The sequence below is a fragment of the Solihabitans fulvus genome (assembly GCF_008386585.1).
In the GTDB taxonomy this organism is placed as follows: Bacteria; Actinomycetota; Actinomycetes; order Mycobacteriales; family Pseudonocardiaceae; genus Solihabitans; species Solihabitans fulvus.
Map to the genome: position 1 here is coordinate 134,839 of NZ_VUOB01000001.1, position 20,916 is coordinate 155,754.

At 71.8% G+C, this 20,916-nt stretch carries 17 protein-coding genes and 1 pseudogene; 5 read left to right on the top strand and 13 right to left on the bottom strand.

Annotated features, from left to right (window positions below; translation table 11 throughout):
• Window positions 1–41: 41 nt before the first annotated feature.
• Window positions 42–3,554 carry an ATP-binding protein gene (locus tag F0L68_RS45595; RefSeq protein WP_149847380.1) on the bottom strand — a complete coding sequence of 1,171 codons (3,513 nt, stop codon included), beginning with the start codon at window positions 3,552–3,554 and terminating at the stop codon, window positions 42–44.
• A gap of 235 nt (window positions 3,555–3,789) precedes the next feature.
• Between F0L68_RS45595 and F0L68_RS45495 the strand changes: the two genes are divergently transcribed.
• A complete protein-coding gene (locus F0L68_RS45495) occupies window positions 3,790–7,959 on the top strand; it encodes an AfsR/SARP family transcriptional regulator (RefSeq protein WP_438672236.1) in 4,170 nt (1,389 codons plus the stop codon).
• 5 nt (window positions 7,960–7,964) lie between these two features.
• Here the strand turns inward: F0L68_RS45495 and F0L68_RS00635 are convergent, their stop codons facing one another.
• From F0L68_RS00635 to F0L68_RS00645, 3 genes are read right to left on the bottom strand one after another with little or no spacing between them, the layout of a single operon-like run.
• Window positions 7,965–8,315 carry a hypothetical protein gene (locus F0L68_RS00635; protein WP_149847381.1) on the bottom strand — a complete coding sequence of 117 codons (351 nt, stop codon included), beginning with the start codon at window positions 8,313–8,315 and terminating at the stop codon, window positions 7,965–7,967.
• Window positions 8,312–8,875, bottom strand: a complete 564-nt coding sequence (locus tag F0L68_RS00640; RefSeq protein ID WP_149847382.1) for a hypothetical protein — start codon at window positions 8,873–8,875, stop codon at window positions 8,312–8,314. Before F0L68_RS00640 ends, F0L68_RS00635 begins: the two co-directional genes overlap by 4 nt.
• Complete coding sequence (locus F0L68_RS00645) at window positions 8,872–9,771, bottom strand: LysR family transcriptional regulator (protein ID WP_149847515.1); 900 nt, start codon at window positions 9,769–9,771, stop codon at window positions 8,872–8,874. The genes F0L68_RS00640 and F0L68_RS00645 overlap by 4 nt, the downstream gene beginning before the upstream one ends.
• 141 nt (window positions 9,772–9,912) lie before the next feature.
• Between F0L68_RS00645 and F0L68_RS00650 the strand changes: the two genes are divergently transcribed.
• Window positions 9,913–10,632, top strand: a complete 720-nt coding sequence (locus tag F0L68_RS00650; RefSeq protein ID WP_149847383.1) for an SDR family oxidoreductase — start codon at window positions 9,913–9,915, stop codon at window positions 10,630–10,632.
• A gap of 181 nt (window positions 10,633–10,813) precedes the next feature.
• Window positions 10,814–11,368 (top strand): RBBP9/YdeN family alpha/beta hydrolase, encoded by a 555-nt coding sequence (locus F0L68_RS00655; RefSeq protein WP_188316314.1) that lies wholly within the window; start codon window positions 10,814–10,816, stop codon window positions 11,366–11,368.
• 38 nt (window positions 11,369–11,406) lie between these two features.
• On the opposite strand, the gene F0L68_RS00660 is transcribed toward F0L68_RS00655, so the two are convergent.
• A complete protein-coding gene (locus F0L68_RS00660; protein WP_149847385.1) occupies window positions 11,407–12,087 on the bottom strand; it encodes a hypothetical protein in 681 nt (226 codons plus the stop codon).
• A gap of 76 nt (window positions 12,088–12,163) precedes the next feature.
• Entirely contained in the window at window positions 12,164–13,093 is a 930-nt protein-coding gene (locus F0L68_RS00665; RefSeq protein ID WP_223198378.1) for a LysR family transcriptional regulator, read from the bottom strand.
• A gap of 128 nt (window positions 13,094–13,221) precedes the next feature.
• Between F0L68_RS00665 and F0L68_RS00670 the strand changes: the two genes are divergently transcribed.
• Both F0L68_RS00670 and F0L68_RS00675 read left to right on the top strand, forming a co-directional pair.
• Complete coding sequence (locus F0L68_RS00670) at window positions 13,222–14,229, top strand: NADP-dependent oxidoreductase (protein WP_149847386.1); 1,008 nt, start codon at window positions 13,222–13,224, stop codon at window positions 14,227–14,229.
• A 274-nt stretch (window positions 14,230–14,503) separates the two neighbouring features.
• Window positions 14,504–14,848 carry a histone-like nucleoid-structuring protein Lsr2 gene (locus F0L68_RS00675; protein ID WP_149847387.1) on the top strand — a complete coding sequence of 115 codons (345 nt, stop codon included), beginning with the start codon at window positions 14,504–14,506 and terminating at the stop codon, window positions 14,846–14,848.
• Window positions 14,849–14,933: 85 nt separating this feature from the next.
• Here the strand turns inward: F0L68_RS00675 and ligD are convergent, their stop codons facing one another.
• The 7 genes and pseudogenes from ligD to F0L68_RS00705 form a co-directional block, all read right to left on the bottom strand.
• Complete coding sequence (gene ligD / locus F0L68_RS00680) at window positions 14,934–15,875, bottom strand: non-homologous end-joining DNA ligase (RefSeq protein ID WP_223198397.1); 942 nt, start codon at window positions 15,873–15,875, stop codon at window positions 14,934–14,936.
• A 45-nt stretch (window positions 15,876–15,920) separates the two neighbouring features.
• Window positions 15,921–16,355 (bottom strand): annotated as a pseudogene (locus F0L68_RS43205) (DNA polymerase ligase N-terminal domain-containing protein); the annotation flags it as partial.
• Between the two features lie 52 nt (window positions 16,356–16,407).
• Complete coding sequence (locus F0L68_RS00685; RefSeq protein WP_149847389.1) at window positions 16,408–16,794, bottom strand: RidA family protein; 387 nt, start codon at window positions 16,792–16,794, stop codon at window positions 16,408–16,410.
• An 83-nt stretch (window positions 16,795–16,877) separates the two neighbouring features.
• Window positions 16,878–17,525: an FMN reductase gene (locus F0L68_RS00690; RefSeq protein WP_149847390.1), complete on the bottom strand. Its 648-nt coding sequence runs from the start codon at window positions 17,523–17,525 to the stop codon at window positions 16,878–16,880.
• Window positions 17,526–17,610: 85 nt separating this feature from the next.
• Window positions 17,611–18,732: an LLM class flavin-dependent oxidoreductase gene (locus F0L68_RS00695; RefSeq protein WP_149847391.1), complete on the bottom strand. Its 1,122-nt coding sequence runs from the start codon at window positions 18,730–18,732 to the stop codon at window positions 17,611–17,613.
• Window positions 18,733–18,846: 114 nt separating this feature from the next.
• Window positions 18,847–19,914, bottom strand: coding sequence for a GNAT family N-acetyltransferase (locus F0L68_RS00700; protein ID WP_149847392.1), 1,068 nt, complete (start codon window positions 19,912–19,914; stop codon window positions 18,847–18,849).
• Window positions 19,915–19,978: 64 nt separating this feature from the next.
• A complete protein-coding gene (locus tag F0L68_RS00705) occupies window positions 19,979–20,821 on the bottom strand; it encodes a DegV family protein (protein ID WP_149847393.1) in 843 nt (280 codons plus the stop codon).
• Window positions 20,822–20,916 lie beyond the last annotated feature (95 nt).

Sequence of the window (20,916 nt, forward strand, 5' to 3'; positions counted from 1 at the left end):
ATGCCTACGCGTCACGGGCCTGTGCATGACGGGCCTGCGCATCAGACGTCGATCGCGGCCTGGTCGACCCGCGCGGCCGACTCGACCAACCAGTTGCGCCGGGGCTCGACCTTCTCCCCCATCAGCAACTCCAGCGCCGCCTCGGCGGCGTCGGCGTCGTCGAGGTTGATCCGGCGGACCGAGCGGGTCGCGGGGTTCATCGTGGTGTCCCACAACTCCTCCGCGTCCATCTCGCCGAGGCCCTTGAACCGGGGCACCGGCGTGACGATCTGCTTGCCGGCCTTCTCCAGCTTGGCGACCGTGGTCTCCATCTCCCGCTGGGTGAAGGTGAACCGGGTCTCCGGGTTGCGGCCCTTGGTCACGATCTTGTGCAGCGGCGGCATCGCCGCGAACAGCCTGCCGTCCTCGATGACCGGGCGCATGTACTTGGCGAACAACGTGATCAGCAGCGTCCGGATGTGCGATCCGTCGACGTCGGCGTCGGCCATCAGGATCACCCGCCCGTACCGCATCGAGGCCAGGTCGAAGGTCCGCCCGGTGCCGGCGCCGAGCACCTGCACGATCGAGGCGATCTCCGCGTTTCGCAGTGTGTCGGCGAGTCCGGCCTTCTGTACGTTGAGGATCTTGCCGCGCAACGGAAGCAGCGCCTGGTACTCCGAGACCCGCGCCATGCGAGCGCTGTTGTGCACGAACACACCGGCTTCGAGCGCGAAGTTGTGATATTGGTCGACAGTCAGGTCGTACACATCGGCAGTCTCGTCCAGCGCCTGCACGGACACGACGCTGTGGTTGACCAACGACGCCGCTTCCCGCAGCCGGCCGTAGTCACCCTCGTAGTGGTCCAGCAGTCGGTCGAACCTCAATCCTGTTCGGGCGACACGCTTACGCTCAGCGTCATAGGCGTCCGCCAGGTCGACGTCGGGTACGGACAGCAGCGCCGCGAGCCGCTTGAGTGCGGCCACTCGGCGACCGTCGATCTGCCGTGCGACTCGTTCCTGACGCGGCACGGTTGCCACATAGCGCGCCCGCCCAGCATGGATCTTCGCGAGATGACCGGTGCCGGGATCTGACATGCGCTCCTTCATGCGCACCGAGTGTTGAGCGCCGAACTCGGGGTTCTCCAGGCGCCAGGTGACCACTGCGGCCCTTTGACGTTCGCGCTCGGCCGGATCGGAGAACTGCTGGACCGTCGCCGCCGAGCGCCACGCAAGCAACTCCTTGTCCCGCCACTGCTCGCGCGATCGCTCGCTCCACTCAGCCCGGCGCGCAGGATCGGCGAAGAAGGCCCGCACCCGCTCGGCTGCCGCTGCGCGGTGTTCCGGGTGCGCCCAGTAGTCCGCCTGACGCTCCCGCATGCGTTCGGCGTAGGAAGCCCGCTCCGCGTCGCTGAGTGAGGCGTACCAATCCTGGAATCCTCGCTCAAGACGCTCGCGGAACTCCGGATCGTCGTTGAGGGCGGCAAGTCGCGCGAGGCATGCCTCCCGGAAGTCGGGATCCTTCCACTGTGCCGACAACGCGGCCGACTTGATTTCAAGTCCGCCGTTGACCAGCCATGCACGGTAGCCCTCGTGTACGTGGTCGCCCATCATCGAGGCGTGCAGGGCGCTGTGGTCCGCCCAGGTCATCCGACGGAGGTTACGAGGGTCGTTGTTGCGCTTGTTGACATCAACATGGTGCCGGACGTTTCCGTTGTCCGCGCTGTCCAGGTTGTGGCGCAGGTTGTAGGCGTCCGCCACGTAGTGCGTGTAGACCCACTCGTCGCGATCGTTCATCCACACGCGCTCGTAGCCTTCGAGCTTGTCGCCTGCCGCCTTGGCTGACACCGACCGATACAGCGGCATCAGCGAGTCGCCTGCGCACAGGGCATCGGCCCGTCGGTAGGACCCATCGCGGAGGCGGAAGAGGTGGTCAGGGGTGCATCGCACCGACTCCCCGTTGTCGAGAGTGACCCGCACAAGCGGCGCAGCCCTCTTGGTGAGCCTCGGTTCCACAAGGGGGGCAACGACGACCCGCCCAGCTTTATTGGTCGTGTAACCAAAGTGGGTGATGCCCTGCGCCCAGTCTGCGGTCAGATCGGCGAACGACCGGCTCTGCCCCGAGGCAAGCGCGACCATTGTGTCGCCAGTGAAGCACCCGAGGGCGCTGTCGCCCTCCACGAGAAACAGCTCACTGCGGGAAACGCCGGTGCTGCGGCAGTCCACGAGCTTCGGCGGCATGGCCGCGCCCTCGAGCGCGGTCTTGCGGCGGGCGGCGTCCTTCTGCTGCTTCTGGGTCAGCCGGACGCGGGCGGCGTCGACGACCTTTTGCAGGATGGTCTTGGCCTCCGCCTTGGTCTTGCGGTCCTCGGTCCACGCCTTGATGTGCCGCTCGACGACGCCCTGGATGACCTTGGTGATGCCGGCGGTGGACAGCTCGTCCTTGGTCTGCGAGGTGAACTGCGGCTCGGGGATCCGCACGTGGATCACGGCGGTCATGCCCTCGAGGACGTCGTCCAGCGTCGGCATGTCCTCCTTCGGCTTGAGCAGGCCCCTCGTCTTGGAGATGGCGTCCTGCACGGCCTTCAGCGCGGCGCGGTCGAAGCCCCTGCGGTGCGTGCCACCGTGCACGTTGCGGATGGTGTTGGTGAAGCACTCGATGCGCTGCTCGTATCCGGTGCCCCAGCGCAGCGCGACCTCGACCTCGGCGCCGCGCTCCACCTTGGACCGCATGACGCCGTTCTCGTCCGCCGCGTTCTCCAGGTAAGTGCCCTGCCCCAGCACGAGTAGCGTTCCCGAGACGGCCTTCTCGCTCGCCGGGGCGAGGAAGTCGACCATGTCGGACAGCCCGTTGGGGAAGTGGAACTCCTCTTCCCCGATCTCCCCGATCGGGCCGTCGGTGGCGGCGCGGAGCACATAGGTGACGCCGGGCACCAGGAACGCGGTGTTGCGCAGCTTCGTGCGGACGGCCTCGACGTCGAGGGCCGCGCCGTTCTCGAAGTAGCGCGCGTCGTGCCAGTAGCGGATGGACGTGCCGGTCGACTCGCCGCGCTTCATCTTGCCGGTCACATGCAGGCCGGACCGCTGGGTGAACTTCGCCTTCGGGCCGGGGCCGTCGAACTCGCCGGGCACGCCGTGCGCGAAGGACATCTGGTGGACCTTGCCGTCGCGCCGCACGGTCACGTCGAACCGGTGGGACAGGGCGTTCACGGCGGACGCGCCGACGCCGTGCAGGCCGCCGGAGGTCTTGTAGCCGGACCCGCCGAACTTGCCGCCCGCGTGCAGCCTGGTCAGCACCAGCTCGACGCCGGAGAGGCCGGACTTGGCGTGCACGCCGGTGGGGATGCCTCGGCCGTCGTCGTCGACCTGGACGCTGCCGTCGGCGTGCAGGGTGACGACGATCCTGCTGGCCTCGCCGGCGATGCCCTCGTCGGTCGAGTTGTCCACGACCTCGGTGAAGAGGTGGTTGATGCCGCGGCTGTCGGTGGACCCGATGTACATGCCGGGTCGCTTCCGAACCGCTTCCAGACCCTCGAGATGCGTGAGGTCGTCGGCCCCGTAAAGGGTCTCAGCAGTCACAGGGTCGCTCTCCCAGATTGTCGCGCGCTGGCTTCGGCGTGCGCGGTGTGGCTGTCACACCAGCGGCTCACCGTACTTGAGCGTAACCCCGGTCCCCGACAAGTCCGGGTAACTCGGCGCCGAGGGGCCGACCTGCGCCGATCCGGGGCCGAGGTGTGTGGCGTAGATCATTTCGCGGCGGCGGGCGGTCCGACGTCGCCGTTTCGTCCGGATCGGGTGCTCTACCGTTGGGTTCGTGCGTTTCGGGGTGCTCGGTCCGCTGGCCGTGTGGACGGGCGACGGGCGGCCGGTGCGAGTGCCCGAGGTGAAGGTGCGCGCGCTGCTGGCCGACCTGCTGGTGCACGACGGCCTGCCGGTGTCGGTCGATCGGCTGACCGAAGACCTGTGGGGCGCGTCGCCGCCGGGCAATCCCGGCAACACCCTCCAGACGAAGGTGTCGCAGCTGCGGCGGGCGCTGGAGCTGGGCGAGCCCGGCGGGCGGGGCCTGGTGGTGCGCCAGTCGCCCGGCTACCGCCTGCGGATCGAGCCGGACGCGGTGGATGCGGTGGACGCGCGGCGGTTCCGGGAGCTGGCGGCGCGGGCGCGAGCGAGCGGGGAGCCGAGGACGGCCGCTGGGCTGCTGACGGACGCGCTGGCGCTGTGGCGGGGGCCCGCGTTCGCGGACGTCGCCGACGAGGAGTTCGCCAGGGGCGCGATCGCGCGGCTGGAGGACGAGCGGCTGGTCGCGGTGGAGGAACTGGCGGAGGCGCGGCTCGCGCTCGGCGAGCACGGCGAGCTGGTAGGTGAGCTGGGCGACCTGGTGAGCAGGTATCCGCTGCGCGAACGGCTGCGGGCAGCCCAGCTGCGCGCCCTGTACCTGGCCGGGCGGCCGAGCGAGGCGCTGGCGAGCTACGGCGAGCTGCGCTCCCGGCTGGCCGACGAGCTCGGCCTCGACCCGAGCCCGGCGCTGGCCGCCTTGCACGGCGCGATCCTGGCGCAGGACCCGGCGCTCGCTGCGTCGTCTGGGGCGGCGTCCGGAGCGGCGTCTGGGGCGGCGTCGTCCGGGGCGGCGCGGCCTCGCACGAACCTGCCGGCGCAGCTCACCGAGCTGGTCGGCCGCGAGGACGAGGTACGGGAGGTTCGCGAGTTGGTCGGCTCCCGGCGGCTGGTGACGCTGACCGGCCCAGGCGGGGTCGGCAAGACCCGGCTGGCGGTGGAGACGGCGGCGGGGCTGGTCGAGGCGTTCCCGGACGGGGTGTGGCTGGTCGAGCTGGCGGGCGTGGAGCGGTCGGTGGGTACCGGTCCAGTCGAGCCGGCAGGTGCGGAGCGGTCAGTGGGCGCCGGTCCGGCCGAGCCGGCAGGTGCGGAGCGGTCAGTGGCGACGGCTACGGGGATTGCTGGGGTCGCGGGGATTGCCGGAGTCGCTGGCAGGTCGACCGACGGTGCGGGCGGAACATCGGGCGGCACGGGCGAGCCGCCGCGGGGTGCGAGCGGGCCGGCGGGCGGCGCGGGCGAACTGCCGCACGGCGCGAGCGAACCGTCGCGTAACGCGGGCGAACTGCCAGACCACGCGGGCGGAACACCAGGCTGCGCAGGCGAACCGCCGCAGGGCACAGGCGAACTGCCGAGTGGTGGGGGCGGGGAGGCGCTCGGTCCGGTCAAGCCGGCGGGCGTCGAGCGGTCGGTGGCGGCGGCTACGGCGGCTACGGCGACTGCCGGGGTCGCGGGGATTGTTGGGGTCGTTGGTGGGCCGGCCGGCGGTGCCGGCGGAACGTTGGGCGGCGCGGGCGAACTGCCGGACGACGCGGGCGGAACACCGGCCTGCGCGGGCAAACCGCCGCACGACGCGAGCGAGTCATCGCATGGCGCGGGCGAGCTGGCAGGCGGTGGGAGCGGGGAGGCGCTCGGTCCGGTCGAGCTGGCGGGCGTGAAGCGGTCAGTGGCGGCGGCTACGCGGATTGCCGGGGTCGCGAGGATTGCCGGGGCCGCGGACGGGTCGGCCGGCGATGTGGGCGGAACGTCGGGCGGCACGGGCAACCCGCCGCAAGGCGCGAGCGAACTGCCGCAGAGCACGGGTGAACCGCCGCCCGGTGGAGACGGGGAGGCGCTTGGTGCGGATGAGCGGGTCGCGGAGGCGGTCGCGTTGGCGTTGGGGGTTCGCGAGGACATTCCCCCGGGTCAGCGGTCGACGGAACGGGCCTCCTCTGCCACCACGCGGCTCGTGGAAGCGTTGCGTGCCAAGCGTTTATTGCTCGTGCTGGACAACTGCGAGCACGTGGTCGGGCCGGTCGCCCGGCTGACGCGGCTGCTGCTGCGGGCGGCGCCCGAGGTGCGGGTCCTGGCCACCAGTCAGGATCCGCTCGGGTTGGCCGGCGAACGGCTGCGGCCGGTCGCACCGTTGGCGGTGCCGGAGCCTGCCACACCGCTCGATCCCGTGACGCTGCGGCGGTTCGGCTCGGTGCGGCTGTTCGAGGCGTTGGCCGTGACGCGGGACTTCGCGCTCACCGTGGACAACGCGGCCGCCGTTGCGGCGATCTGTCGGCGGCTGGACGGGATCCCGCTGGCGTTGGAGCTGGCGGCGACGCGGTTGCGGGCGCTTGGCGTGCACGAGTTGGCGGCCCGGCTGGACGACCGGTTCCGACTGCTCACCGCCGGCCACCGGGACGCGCCCGCCCGCCAGCGGACGCTTCGGGCGATGATCGACTGGAGCTGGCAGCTGCTGCCGCCGCGCGAACGCGTGGTGCTGCGCAGGCTGGCCGTGCACGCGGACGGCTGCACGTTGGCTGCGGCGGAGGCGGTGTGCTCCGGCGACGGGGTGCGGCCGGAGGATGTGCTGGATCTGTTGGCACGCCTGGTGGATCGCTCGCTGGTGGTGCTGGCCGACGGCGCGGCTGGCGCCCGGTACCGGCTGCTCGAGTCGGTGGCCGCGTACTGTGTGGAGCGGACGAGCGAGTCCGGGGAGTCGGCGGAGCTGCGGCGGCGCCACCGGCGGTACTACCTGACGCTCGCCGAGCGCGCCGAGCCTGCGCTGCGCGGTGCCGAGCAACGGCTGTGGCTGGAGCGGCTGGACGCCGAGGCCGGCAACCTGCGCGCCGCGTTGGACGGCGCGGTGCTGGACCAGGCCCCGGCGGAGGCGTTGCGGCTGGTCAACGCGCTGGCCAGGTACTGGCTGCTGCGGGGTCGGCTCGGCGCGGCGCGGCGGTCGCTCGATCTCGCGTTGGCCGTGGACGGCGACGCGCCGAGCGCGGACCGGGCGGTGGCCTCGGCGTGGCGGCTCAGTGCAGCACAGCGGTCGCTCGATCTCGCGCTGGCCGTGGACAGCGACGCGCCGAGCGCGGACCGGGCGGTGGCCTCGGCGTGGCGGCTCGGTTTCGCGTTGTTGACGGGCGATACCGCCGTGAGCACGGACCGGGCGGCGCGGATCGACCTGGCCGTTCTGGCGGTGCCCGATCCGGCGGCGCGGGCCATGGCGCAGTGGTTCCTCGGCTTCGCGGTGTTCGACACCGGCGACCTGGCCGCGAGCGCCGACCTGGCGCGCGGCGCGCTCGCCGGCTTCGGCGCGGTCGGGGACGACTGGGGTGTGGCCGCCGCGCTGGCGCTGCTGGCCAGGCAGGCGCTGGTGGGCGGCGACCTCGGCGCGGTCGAGCGGGACGGCGCGCGGAGCGCGGCGCTGTTCGGCGCGCTCGGCGATCGCTGGGGGCAGTTGCAGACCGTCAACTCACTCGCCGCGCTCGCGGAGGTCGCTGGCGACCACGAGCGGGCGGCCGGGCTGCACCGGGACGGGTTGCGGCTGGCCGAGGAGCTGAAGCTGTGGCCGGAGGTGTCCTACCGGCTGTCCGGGCTGGGCAGGGCCGCGCTGCTGGCCGGCGAGCACGACCGGGCGCGGGAGCTGCACGAGCGGGCGCGGCGGCTGGCCGTCGACCAGGGCTTCGCGTTCGGCGAGATCTTCGCGGAGATCGGCCTCGGGCTCGGGGCGCGGCGGGCCGGGCGGCTGGACGACGCCGAGGCGCACCTGCGCGGCGTGCGTGACTGGTATCGCCGGATGACGGCCCCGTCCGGCAACTCGCTTGTGCTGGTGGAGCTGGGGTTCGTCGCGGAGCAGCGCGGCGACGCGGCCGGGGCGTTGGCGTGGCAGACGGAGGCGTTCGAGGTGGCGCACGCCAGCGGCAGCGTGCGGGCGGTCGCCCTGGCGGCCGAGGGCCTTGCCGGGGCGATGGCGCTGGCCGGCCGGCACGGGGACGCGGCGCGGCTGCTCGGTTCCGCCGCCGCGCTCCGGGAGTCAGCGGGAGCGCCGCTACCGGCCGCCGAGCGCGGGGACGTCGACCGGATCGGCACGGCAGCGCGGAACACCCTCGGCGCGGCGGCCTTCGCCGTCGAGTTCGAGCGCGGCGCCGGGCTGGATCCCGCCGAGCTGCTGCCGCGCTGAAAGTCTTAGGTGGTGGTGGTCCTGGACCGGGTCAGGAGCCTGCGCGACCGACCGATCGCGAGCACCACGAGGACGATGGCGGAGAAACACGCCCAGAGCACGACGAGCGGCCAGAGGTCGCCGACCTGGTAGGTCTGCCCCCGCTCGCCCATGCAGTACATGGTCTCGGTGGTGCCCTCGCCGACGTAGGTCGTGACGAGGACCGGCGTGCGGTGGTCCGCGTCGCACAGCAGGGGCGCGACGACCTTCAGCATGCCGGGCCAGATCATCGACACGATCGCGAGGACGACTGCGGTCGCCACGAGCAGGGCGCCGAGCGTGCTGGCCCATCTCACCAGCCTGCGTCGCAGGGTCATGACCGTCCGCTCGTCAGGTAGGTGCCGTCGGCGGTGAAGGTCGCGGTGCCGGCCCCACGGGCGGAGGACACGATGGCGGTGACCGTCACGACGTTGTCGACCTTGCGGATGTCGACGTCCTCGACCCACGAGTCCGGCAGCCCCACCCGCGTCCGCGCCAGGTCCACGATGTCCTCGATCCGGTTCAGCGCGGTCACGCCGGCGAGGGAGAACGTCTGCCCGGCGAGGTCGTCGCCGGCGCGGAGCTTGACCGGGGCGGGTTCCGCGAGCGCGCGGTCCGCGTAGTGGTAGGTGTCCAGGTCGCCTGGCCTGGTCGGGCTGCGCACCTCGAACGTCATGGTGGGGTCCGGCGTGGCGAGCTGCACGGATCTGACCATGACGTCGGTGACCCCGAGCCGCGCGAGCAGCGCCGCGGTCGCCTGTTTCGGCAGTTCCACGGCGATGCCGCCGCCTCTGGCCCGCACCATCGCGTTGAACTCGTCCTTGCTGACGTCGCCGCCGCAGGCGGTGAGGCTCAGCAGCGCGGCCACCGCGACCAACCAGGCGAGCGTCGCCCTCATCTGTGCACCGCGCCAGCCTGCGGGGTGGCGCCGACCGGGTCGTGGTCGACGGCCAGGGCGGCGAACTCGTGGATCAGCGGGCTGCGGCGGCTGCTGTCCCACGCCAGGCACACCTGGTTCGGCGGGAGGTCGTCGACTTCGAGGTGCACGAGGTCCCTTCGGGTGTAGAAGGTGGCCGTGGACAGCGGAAGCACCGCGACGCCCCGGCCCGCCGCGACGTGTTCGAGCTTTTCCTCGACGGTCTTCATGGCCGGCAGCGGCGGGCGTCGACCGGTGCGCAGCTCGGTCGCGAGGTCGCGCCACTCCGGCACCGCGTCCGGGTCCTGGAGCAGGTGCTCGTCGGCGAGCTCCGCGATGGCGACGGACTCCCTGCCGGCCAGCCGATGGTCGACAGGCAGCAGGACCACTCGCGGCTCGCTCAGCAGCGGCCGGAGTTGCAGGCCCCTTGGGTCGACGGGCATCCGCACGTAGCTGACGTCGACGCGGCCGTCGTGGATCGCGGCGACCGAGTCGTGCCAGTCGGTGCGGAACACCTCGACGGTCAGCTGCGGATGCCTGCTCGCCATCGCCCTGACCGCGGCGGTGACGATGAGGCCCGGCATGAAGCCGACGGTGAAGCTGTCCGGGCCGCGCGCGGCCCTGCTTACCCTGCGGCGCAACGCATCGGCGCTGGCGAGCAGCGGTCGCGCGTCGACGAGCAGCTGCTCGCCTGCCGGGGTCAGCTCGGTCGCCCGCCGGTCCCGCAGGAACAGCTGCGCGTGCAACTCGGTCTCCAGTGCCCTGATCTGCCTGGACAGCACCGGTTGCGCGATGTGCAGCGCCTCGGCGGCCCGGCCGAAGTGCAGCCGCTCGGCGACGGCGACGAAGTAGCGCAGCTTGCGCAGGTCCACGTCCATCACCGGCCCCCCTTCGCGCTCGTCCGCCGCCGCGTCGCTGATACCCCGAGGGTATTACAGGCGTGGGAATGGGTCTTGGACGCCGGCCCGGGCAGGCCAGCACAGTTGACCATGTCAGTTCGGCACAGGGAAGGCTTCTTCATGGATTTCAACGGACAGCGGGTCGTCGTGCTCGGCGGCACCTCCGGCATCGGGCTGGCCACCGCGGCCGAGGCCGCGCGGCGCGGGGCCGACGTCGTGGTCGCGTCCAGCCGGCAGGCCAGCGTCGACCGGGCGCTCGCGCAGCTGCCGGAAGGCTCGGTCGGCCGGGCCGTCGACCTCACCGATCCCGCTCGCGTGCAGGCGTTCCTCGACGACCTCGGCGGCCTGGACCACCTGGTGTTCACGGCGGGCGAGCCGCTGGCGCTGATGCCCCTGGACACTATGGACCTCGACCACGCCAGGGAGTTCTTCGGGCTGCGCTACTTCGGCGCGCTGTCGGCGGCCAAGGCGGCGGCCCCGCTCGTGCGCGCGGGCGGCTCGATCACGCTGACCACGGGCACCGCGGGCGAACGTCCCAGCGCGGGCTGGTCGGTCGCGGCGAGCATCTGCGGCGCGATCATCGGGTTGACCCGCGCCCTCGCGGTGGAACTCGCGCCGCTGCGGGTCAACGCCGTCTCGCCGGGTGTGGTGCGCTCGCCGCTGTGGGACTCGGTCCCCGAGGCGGACCGCGAGCAGCTGTACGCGGCCACCGCGGCGTCCCTGCCGCTTGGCCGGGTCGGCGAGGTCGAGGACGTCGCGCGCGCGTTCCTCTACCTGATGACCCAGCCGCACGCGACCGGCACGGTGCTGGGAGTGGACGGCGGCACGCTGCTCGCCTAGAGCTCCTAACACGATGACTGTCCGACGGAGTGACGCCCAGGCGGCGCCTCGCCGCGTTGTCGTCGCCCCACATGGCTCCGCCATGAGGGGCTCCTCCGCCTTGCGACGCACCACCTGGACGCCACTCCCAGTCGAACGCCATCGTGTTAGGAGCTCTCAGCGATCACCGACAATGTCCGGCATGACTACGTTGTTCGTCGACGGCTGGTTCGGCCCCGACCCCGGTGACTGGCAGGAGCTGTGGGCGCTCGGGCTGCCGGGGTCGGCGCGGGTCGTGCAGGACGACTGGGAGCGGCCGGAACGCGGCGCGTGGATGGCCCGGTTGGACGAGGCGGTCCGGCAGTGCGCGGAGCCGCCCGTGCTCGTCGCGCACAGCCTCGGCTGCGTCACCCTCGCGCACTGGGTGGCCGACGGCGCGCGGTGGCCGGTGCGGGCCGCGCTGCTGGCGACGCCCGCGGACGTGGAGACCAACCGGAAACCGGAGATCCGCGGCTTCGACCCGATCCCCCGCGTCGCGTTCCCGTTCCCGACGATCCTGGCCGCCAGCCGCAACGACAGCTGGATGACACCCGACCGGGCAAGGTCCTTCGCGCGGGACTGGGGCGCGCGCCTGGTCGACGCGGGCGAGGTCGGGCACCTGACCGTCGGCGAGGGCGTCGGCCGGTGGCCTGCCGGCGCGGAACTGCACGCGGAGCTGCTCGGCGACGGCGTGTCGGCGCTCGGGCCGTCAACGTAGGCCCGGCCGACGTAGGCCCGGCGCGGGTGCGCGGATGCTCAGGGCGTCGGTTTGCCGGCGCCCTTGAGCAGGTCGTTGTGGCCGACCAGGAAGGCCGCGTAACCGAGCAGCACGAGGAATCCGGCCGCGCCGCACAGGACCAGCGCCCGCAGCGGGCCGGACAGCTGGGGCGCGGTCAGGCCGAGCACCACCGACAGCGCGGTGGTGCCGAGGCCCGTTCCGCAGAGCAGCCCGGTGGCGAGGTGGTAGGCGGGCCGCGAGTGCAGGTTCTTCCGCCAGACGTTGCGACCGCGCACCCAGCTCTCCCAGTGCAGCGTGTCCGCCGAGGGCAGCTCCGACTCCCCCGACGGGGCGCGCGGCACGCGGAGCTGCGCGTTGATCTTCTTCTCCAGCTGCCACAGGAACCATCTGGCCCGCAGCAGTCGCTGGACCTCGCCGTACCACACGAACCAGACGAACATCAGCAGCAACGGCGCCAGGCTCAGGATTCCGGTGCGCAGCTGGAGGTTCGACCAGTTGGTCAGCACGCCGGTGTAGATCACGGCCGTCGCGGCCAGGCCGTACGCCAGGATCGTCTGCTGGTTGGACAGCGCGGCCAGCAGTTCGGCGCGGATGGCGAGGTACTCGTGCTGCATGAAGGTGATGCGGGCCCGGATCCGCTCGACGGCCGGTTCCGACGCGGTGGTGCCGGCGGGGCGACGGGGTTTCCGGATCGTCAAGGCGGCTCCCGGCAGTAGGCCCGCGCGGCGCATGTCGACGCGGGCGTCAGACTAGGGCTCCTCAGGCTAGGGCTCCTCAGGCGGGCAGCGCGCTCGGCACGGTCCGCAGGTGGCGGATCGGCGTCGCGCGCAGCTCCCCGATCAGCGCGGCGACGGCGCGGGCGTGCGCCATCGCCGGGGCGGCCACGTACCCGACGTGCCTGGTCGGCGGCCGGACGCCCAGCTCGGTGACCTCGATCCCGGCCGGCGCGCCGACCAGCGTGAGCCTCGGCATGATCGCCATGCCGAGGCCCTGGGCGACCATGGACAGCACGACACTGTCGTCCCCGACGGTGACGCTCGGCTGCGGCAGCCAGTCCTGCTCGGCGTACCACTGCCTGGTGTAGCTGGAGCAGTTCTCGTCCCAGTCGATCAGCGGCAGGCCGCGCGGGTTGCAGCGCCCGACCGGGTGGGCGAGCACGTACGGCTCCTCGAACAGCTCGCGGACCAGCAGGCCGTCCGGCACCGCCGAGGTCGGCGAGATCGTCGCGATGCCGACGTCCGCGCGGCCGTCCGCGACCTCGCCCGCCGTGCCCCTGCCCAGTTCCCGCACGATCCGCACCTGCGGCTCGACCTGCGGATACCGCGCGACGAGTCGTTCCAGCGCGGCCGGCAGCACGTGCGCGGCCGCGCTGCGGAAGGCCGCGATCCGCAGCGGCCCAGCCACAGTGTCCGCGTCGGCGCCCCTGGCCTCGGCGCGCAGGGTCTCCAGCATCCGCAGGATCTGCCTGGCGTGCGCGACGGCCCTGACACCGGCGGCGGTGGGTCGCGCGCCGTACCTGCCGCGCTCGAACAGCACCGCGCCGATCTTGCGCTCGCAGGTGCGCACGGCGTGCGAGACGGCCGACTGCGTCATGCCGAGCGCGGTGCCCGCCGCCGTGAAGCTCCCGGTGCGGTCGACCTCGACCAGCAGGCGCAGCTCGTGCGGGGCGAGGTCGACGGGAGACGGCGCGGCGAGATCGGTCACCGCCGCAATCTAGCCCGTCCATGAACCGCGCTCATGCAAAAGCGGGTTCCATCACCACCGACGTCTGCCCAGGGTCCACACCGTTTCCTACTGTCATCGCCAGAGCGGCTACGAACAGGAGAAACACGATGTCCAGCAAGGCGCGGTACGTGCACCAGGTCGGCAGGCCCACCGGGTTTCCGACCCCCGACAACTTCGCCTTCGTCGAGGACGGTATTCCCGCCGTCACGCCCGGCACCGCGCTGGTGGAGAACATCTACCTTTCCGTTGACCCGTACATGCGGCAGCTGATGGACGACGACGAGGACAGCTGGGATCTGCACACTCCGCTGGACGGCCGGTCGATCGGCCGGGTCGTGGCGAGCGAGGACCCCGGTCTCGCGGTCGGCGACCTGGTCTTCCACCGGCAGGCCTGGCGGACGCACGCGCTGGTCAGCGCGGCTACCGCGCAGGTGCTGCCCGCGTTGCCAGGGGTGTCGCTCAGCGCGCACCTGAGCATCCTCGGCGGCACCGGGCTGACCGCGTACGTGGCGCTGACCAGGATCGCGAGGCTCCAGCCCGGCGAGACGGTGTTCATCTCCGCCGCGGCGGGCGGCGTCGGGACGGCGGCAGGGCAGCTGGCCAGGGCGCTCGGCGCCGGCCGGATCATCGGCAGCGCCGGGTCGGCCGCGAAGGTCCGGCACCTCACCGAGGACCTCGGTTTCGACGCGGCCTTCGACTACCACGACGGTTCGGTCACCGACCAGCTGCGCGAGGCCGCCCCGGACGGGATCCAGGTGTATGTGGACAACGTCGGCGGCGACCATCTCGAGGCGGCCATCGACTCGCTGGTCGACCACGGCCGGGTCGCCTGGGTCGGCGCGATCGCCCAGTACAACACCGCGGAGCCGCCGGCCGCGCCGCGCAATCTTTTCGAGGTCCAGCTGAAGGGCGCCCGCGTCGAGGGCGTTCGGGTGAGCGAGTGGCAGCATCTGAAGCCCGAACTGCTGGACTTCGCCGCACCGCGCATCGAGTCCGGGCTGATCGTGCCGGACGAGACGATCGTCAACGGTTTCGACGAGGTGGTGAACGCCTTCCTCGGAATGCTGCGCGGGGAAAACGTCGGCAAGATGATCGTCCGGACTTCGCCGGAGTGATCCCGCACAGGCTCAATTGGACGGATTGCGTCGACTCGCGGCCGCGCCGCGCTTGATGCCGCCGGGGCGCGCAGATAGCACAAAAATATCCGACGTCACCGCCTCGTCGGATGGCTGCGGCCAGCGCGGTTATGTATAGTGCCTTCGTGGTGATAACGGTCGGCACAGCGACCGGTTCCAACTCGGAGTGTCAGTCGTTGCTCGGCTCCAACCAGGAAGATTGCCTGGTCAGTCGGTATACCCTGGCAAGTCGCACAGAGTAGGCGGAACAAGCATGGCGCAGAAGACGATTGTTGAGCTTATCGACGACCTGGACGGTGGAACGGCCGAGGAAAATGTCGCCTTCGGCCTCGACGGCGTCCAGTACTCGATCGACCTGTCGGCCAAGAATGCCGGCAAGCTGCGCAAGTCGCTGGCTCCCTATGTGGACAAGGCCCGCCGTGCCGGTGGCCGCAAGCAACGTGGCGCCGGCACGTCAAGCACGGTGAAGGCGGGCGGCGACCGGGAGCAGAACCAGGCCATCCGGGAATGGGCGCGAAGCAACGGTCACGAGATTTCCGACCGAGGCCGTATCCCGCAGGAGCTCGTGCTGCGGTTCCAGGCCGCGCACGGTTCCTGAGGTTCGGACGCCGGGCCACCCGTTCGTTGTCACTCGGGCGGGTGGCCCGGTCGTCGGCCCGCCGCCCCGCGCGCGCCAGCAGTCGTCAGCGCGGCAGCCGGCCCGGGTTGTCGTGCAGGCCGGCGAGCAGGTCGCCGTCGCGATTGACGCGGTCGAGCACGTCCGGCGCGGTACACACCAGGTCCGCCGGCCTCCGGCAGGACTCGACCTCCTGCCAGGTCACCGGGGTGGACACGGTCGGGTGGTCGCGGGCCCGCAGCGAGTAGGGCGCGACGGTGGTCTTCGCCGGGTTGTTCTGGCTCCAGTCGATGAGGACCTTGCCGGCGCGGCGCGCCTTGGCCATCACCGCGAGGACGTGGTCGGGGTGCTCGCGGGCCAGCCGCTGCGCGACCGCCCTTGCATAGCGGGAGGTCCGTTCCGCGTCGGCGACCGCGACCGGCACGTACAGCTGAAGTCCTTTGGCACCACTGGTTTTCGGGTAGCCGGTGAGCCCGTCCTCCGCCAGCACCTCGCGGATCAGCTCGGCGACGCGGCAGCAGTGCACGAGGCCGGCGGGCTCGCCGGGGTCGAGGTCGAACACCACCAGGTCCGGGGCGCGCCTGCCGCCGCGCGGGCCGACGGTCCACTGCGGCACGTGCAGCTCGATCGCGGCGAGGTTGGCCGCCCACACCAGGCTGGGCAGGTCGTCGATCATGGCGAAGTCCGCGGTCTCGGACCCCTTGCCGCTGCCCGGGGTCGGCAGCCGCATCGTGCGCACCCAGTCCGGCGCGTGCCGCGACACGTCCTTCTCGAAGAACGACCCGCCGTCCACCCCGTCGGGATAACGCCGGAAGGTGACCGGCCGCCCGGCCAGGTGCGGCAGCAGCACGGGGGCGATCCGCGTGTAGTAGTCGATCACCTCGGCCTTGCTGAAGCCGTCCGCCGGGTAGAGCACCTTGTCCAGGTTGGTGACCCGCAGCCGCCGCCCGTCCACCCGCACGGACACCGGTCCCGACTCGGGGACGGCGGTGCCGCTCCTGCGCACCATCCAGTCCCGGCCTTCGCCGCCGCGCGACCTGCGGAAGAACACGTACCTGCCGTCGACGCGGTCGCCGTGCAGCACCACGTCGATCTCGTCGCGGGACCACTTCCGCGTCTCGTAGCTGCCGCGGTCCCAGATGGTCACCGTGCCGCCGCCGTACTCCCCCTTGGGGATCTCCCCCTCGAAGGCGGCGTAGTCCATCGGGTGGTCCTCGGTGTGCACGGCGAGCCGCACGGTGCCCGGCTCCATCACCAGACCCTTCGGCACGGCCCAGGACACCAGCACGCCGTCGCGTTCGAGGCGCACGTCGTAGTGCAGCCGCCTGGCGTGGTGTTCCTGCACGACGAACGTGTCGTCGTTGCCGGTGGGCAGCGGACCTTCGGCCGGCACGGGCTCCGGGGTCCGGTCGGCGTCGCGCCGGTCCCGGTACTCCGTCAGATCGGCCATGCGTCCGTGCTCCCCACCGGTCGGCCACCGCACGTCCATTGTGCGGTGGCGCGCCGGCGTTCGCAGCGCACCTGGGCGCGGCCGCCGTCGCTCAGATCGCCGCGAGCGCGTCGACCTCCACGCGGAACGCGGGATGCACCAGTCCGCTGACCTGGACCAGCGAGCTGGCCGGCGGCGCGTCCGGCGACAGGTACTCGTCCCGGACCCGGCGGAACGCGGGCAGGTCGGCGAGGTCGGTCAGGTAGATGGTGAGCCGGACGACGTCCGCCATGGTCGCGCCTGCCGCCGCGAGGGCGGTCGTGAGGTTGTCGAAGACCTGCCTGGTCTGGGCCGCCGCGTCGCCCTCGCCGACGAGGTTGCCTGCCGCGTCGAGCGGGACCTGGCCGGACACGGCGACCATCCGCCCGCCGAACGTGACAGCGTGGCTGTAGCCGTTGACCGGGGGCAGCCCGTCGGGGCGAACGTGGTGCTGGTGCATCGGAGCCCTCTCTGCGCGAAGTGCCTGCGCCCGCACCGTATCCGAAGACGATCAGCTGCGGCCGGGCGCTCGGGCCGCGCCGGTCAGGCGGGCTTGCCGGGCCGCAGCGCGGCGAGCTGCTGCGCGAACGGCACGACCTCGTCGATGGTCGCCTCGGCCACGGTCGCCTCGGCGGAAGGCCGGTTCGTCAGCAGGCCGGCGAGTTCCCCTGCGGCGCGCTCGATCCGGTCGGCGAGGCCGCCCGCGCCCGCGTCGCCGACCGCGCCCCAGTCCTCGGACGCGGCGTACACCGCCGTCGGCGGCACGATCGCGCGTAGGTAGCCGAACATGGGGCGCAGCGCGTGCTCCAGGGCGAGCGAGTGCCGCGCGGTGCCGCCGGTCGCGGCGATCAGCACCGGCTTGCCGATCAGCGCGGTGTTGTCGAGGACGTCGAAGAACGACTTGAACAGTCCGCTGTAGGAGGCCGTGAAGATGGGGCTGACGGCGATGACGCCGTCGGCCGCCGTCACGGCCTCGGTCGCCGCGAGCAACCTGGGACCGGGAAACCCGGTCACCAGGTTGTTGGCGATGTCCACGGCCAGATCGCGCAGTTCGACCACGTCGACGTCGACCGCGCGGCCCGCACCGGCCAGCCGTCGCCCGGTCGCCTCGGCGAGCCGGTCGGCCAACAGGCGGGTCGAGGACGGCTGGCTCAGCCCGGCCGACACGACCACGAGCCTCAACGTGTTCATCTTCGCCACTCCGCGCGATCTCGTCGTGTTGTTCTTGTGGTGGGACTTGCTGTTGTACCTGTTTGCCGTTGTTCCTAGTGCGCTGTCAGGCGATGGAGCCTGCGGGCTCGGCCGCTGCCGCGTCCAGCTCGGCCACGTCGCGGCGGGCCAGCAGGGCCGCGTGCGTAGGGCCGTCGGGCACCTCGGCGGGCCGGCCGGCGGCGAACTCCTTGCGCAGCACCGGAACGACCTCCTCGCCGAGCAGGTCCAGCTGTTCGAGCACGGTCTTGAGCGGCAGTCCGGCGTGGTCCATCAGGAACAGCTGCCGCTGGTAGTCGCCGAAGGACTCGCGGAAGGCCAGCGTCTTCTCGATGACCTCCTGCGGGCTGCCGACCGTCAACGGCGTCTGGCTGGTGAAGTCCTCCAGCGACGGGCCGTGGCCGTACACGGGCGCGTTGTCGAAGTAGGGCCGGAACTCACGGACGGCGTCCTGGGAGTTCTTCCGCATGAACACCTGCCCGCCGAGCCCGACGATGGCCTGCTCCGGCGTGCCGTGGCCGTAGTGCGCGTACCGCTCCCGGTAGAGACTGATCAGGCGCTGGAAGTGGTTCTTGGGCCAGAAGATGTTGTTGGCGAAGAACCCGTCGCCGTAGAAGGCCGCCTGCTCGGCGATCTCCGGGCTGCGGATGGAGCCGTGCCAGACGAACGGCGGCACGCCGTCGAGCGGCCGGGGCGTGGAAGTGAAGCCCTGCAACGGGGTGCGGAAGCGGCCCTCCCAGTCCACGACGTCCTTGCGCCACAGCTCGTGCAGCAGCGCGTAGTTCTCGATGGCCAGCGGGATGCCCTGGCGGATGTCCTGCCCGAACCACGGATAGACCGGCCCGGTGTTGCCGCGCCCCATCATCAGGTCCACTCGGCCCTCGGCCAGGTGCTGGAGCATCGCGAAGTCCTCCGCGATCTTCACCGGGTCGTTGGTGGTGATCAGGGTCGTCGAGGTGGACAGGATGAGGCGTTCGGTGCGCGCGGCGATGTAGCCGAGCATCGTGGTCGGCGAGGACGGCACGAAGGGCGGGTTGTGGTGCTCGCCGGTCGCGAAGACGTCGAGGCCGACCTCTTCGGCCTTGAGGGCGATGGCCACCATTGCCTTGATCCGCTCGTGCTCCGTCGGCGTCCGACCGGTGGTCGGGTCCGTCGTCACGTCGCCGACGGTGAAGATTCCGAACTGCACCACGGCTCCCCCTCTCCAAGTAGTTAACGCTTCAACTACTTGTCTCAAACCCTAGCGTAACCGCCGCTATTCCCCGCAGCACGCCCGTGTTTGCCCAGGTCAGCGTGGCTTATCTCACGGAAGGACCGACGCGGCGGCCGCGCGCCGCAGCGCGGCCAACTGGTAGAGCGCGGCGAACTCGGGGCGGCCGTGGTCGATGAACCGTTCGACCGCGCGCTCGACGGGCAGCAGCGCGATCTCGGTCACCGTCTCCATGCCCTCGCCGACGCTCGGTGCGTCGACCAGCCGCACGTCCGCCCAGCCGAGCGCCGTGGCGAACCTGGGATGCGGCAGGTGCGACCGGTACGGCGTCTCCCGGCTGGACAGGCACTCCCAGGACGCGAACAGCTCGTGCCGGACGACCTCGGCGCCCACCTCCTCGCGGAGTTCCCTGTGCAGGGCGTCCGGCACGCTCTCCCCCACGTCCAGCGTGCCGCCCGGCATCTCCCAGCCCGACTCGACGGTGTGGATCAGCACGCAGTTCGCGCCCACGAACGGCACCATGTGCACGTTGCCAACCAGCTCGGGCCGCGGCGGCCGCGGACGGAAGCGGGCGGTCATCGTTTCCCACACCACCGGCCCGGCCAGGACGGCCCTGAGGTCGGCCGGCAGGGCGGCCAGCGCCCCGGCCGGCCTCGCGTACCAGCGAACGGGCCACTGCTCGCCCGCGACCTCGCGCGTCTCGTCTCGCCCGGCCAGGTGGTGGAACCCGGCGCGCTCAGCGGCCCGTTGCGAGCCGAGGTTGTCGGCGTGCGCGAACAGCCGGATCTCGTCGACGGTCCACGCCTCCGCGACGCGGTCGCACAGCTCGCGCAGCGCCCGGCTCGCCACGCCCCTGCGACGCGCGGCCGGCGCGACCCAGTAACTGACCTCGGCGACGGCGTCCCGGCGCGTGGCGGCGACGTTGGCGACCAGCGCGCCGGTCGCCGCGTCGGCGACCGCGAAACCGATGGCGTCCTCGTTGCCGCGCAACTCGTCCATCGCGCGCCGCAGCTCCTCGACGGTCAGCGCGGCGCGCTCGGTGGTGAACCGCAGGATCTCCGCGTCCCGCGCCGACACGTACCAGTCCGCGTCGGCGTGCGTCCACGCGCGCAACACGATCTCCATGGGTATCCCCTCTCGCGCCGTGTTGAGCAGACTCACGACCGTCCTGTTAGGACAGTTGAGTCAGCGAATCTCGCATCGGACGGCGAACCGTGCGGCCGGGTCAGCAGACCGAGATGGTGACGGCGAGCGCGCCGGGGCCCACGTTGACCCCGATCGCCGCGCTGACCTGGGTGAGCGCGAACTCCTGGCCGCCGGGGATCCTCCTGCGCAGCTGCGCCAACAGGTCCGCGCCCCGGTCCGGCGCGGCGAAGTGCTCGACGCCGATGTCGACCCGACGCTGCCCCGCCACCTGCACGGCCTGGTCGACCAGCTTGCCGACCGCGCGGTCCGCGCCGAACACCTTGCTGAACGGCTCGACCTCGCCGTCGTTCACCGTGAGCAGCGGCTTGACCGACAGGGCGGTGCCGAACTTCTTCGCCACCGTACCGATGCGGCCGCTGCGGTGCAGGTACTCCAGGGTGTCGATGTAGATCAGCACCCGCGCGTTGCGCATCCGCCGCTCGGCGACGGCCCTGACCTCGGCCTCGGTGGCGCCTGCCGCAGCGGCCTTCGCGGCGGCCACCGCGGCGAAACCCATTGTCAGGCCGGAGGATTCGCTGTCCACCACCTGCACCGGAATCCGCAGCTTCTCCGCGGCCGCCTTGGCCGCTTCGGCGGTGGTCGAGAGCCTGGAGGACACGTGCAGCGACAGGATGGCGTCGGCGCCCTGGCCCCAGGCCTGTTGGTAGGCCCAGAAGAACGCGTCCGGCGTCGGCGGCTCCTGCGCGATCGGCGTCCCGTCGTGCATCGCGTTGAGCAGCCGATCGGTGGTCACCAACGACTCGTCGTTGAAGGTCGTGCCGATGCCGATCTGCATCTGCACGACCGAGATGTTCCACCTGCTGGCAAGCGCAGGGGAAAGCGAGGCGGTGGAGTCGGTGACGACTGCTACGCGTGGAGTCACGAGGGTGGAGGTTAACCGATCGGATCCGGACCCAAGATCACCACCGGGTGCGCTGCCGTGATCGCAGCGTTTTCCTGCGGCGATCGCGGCGGTTT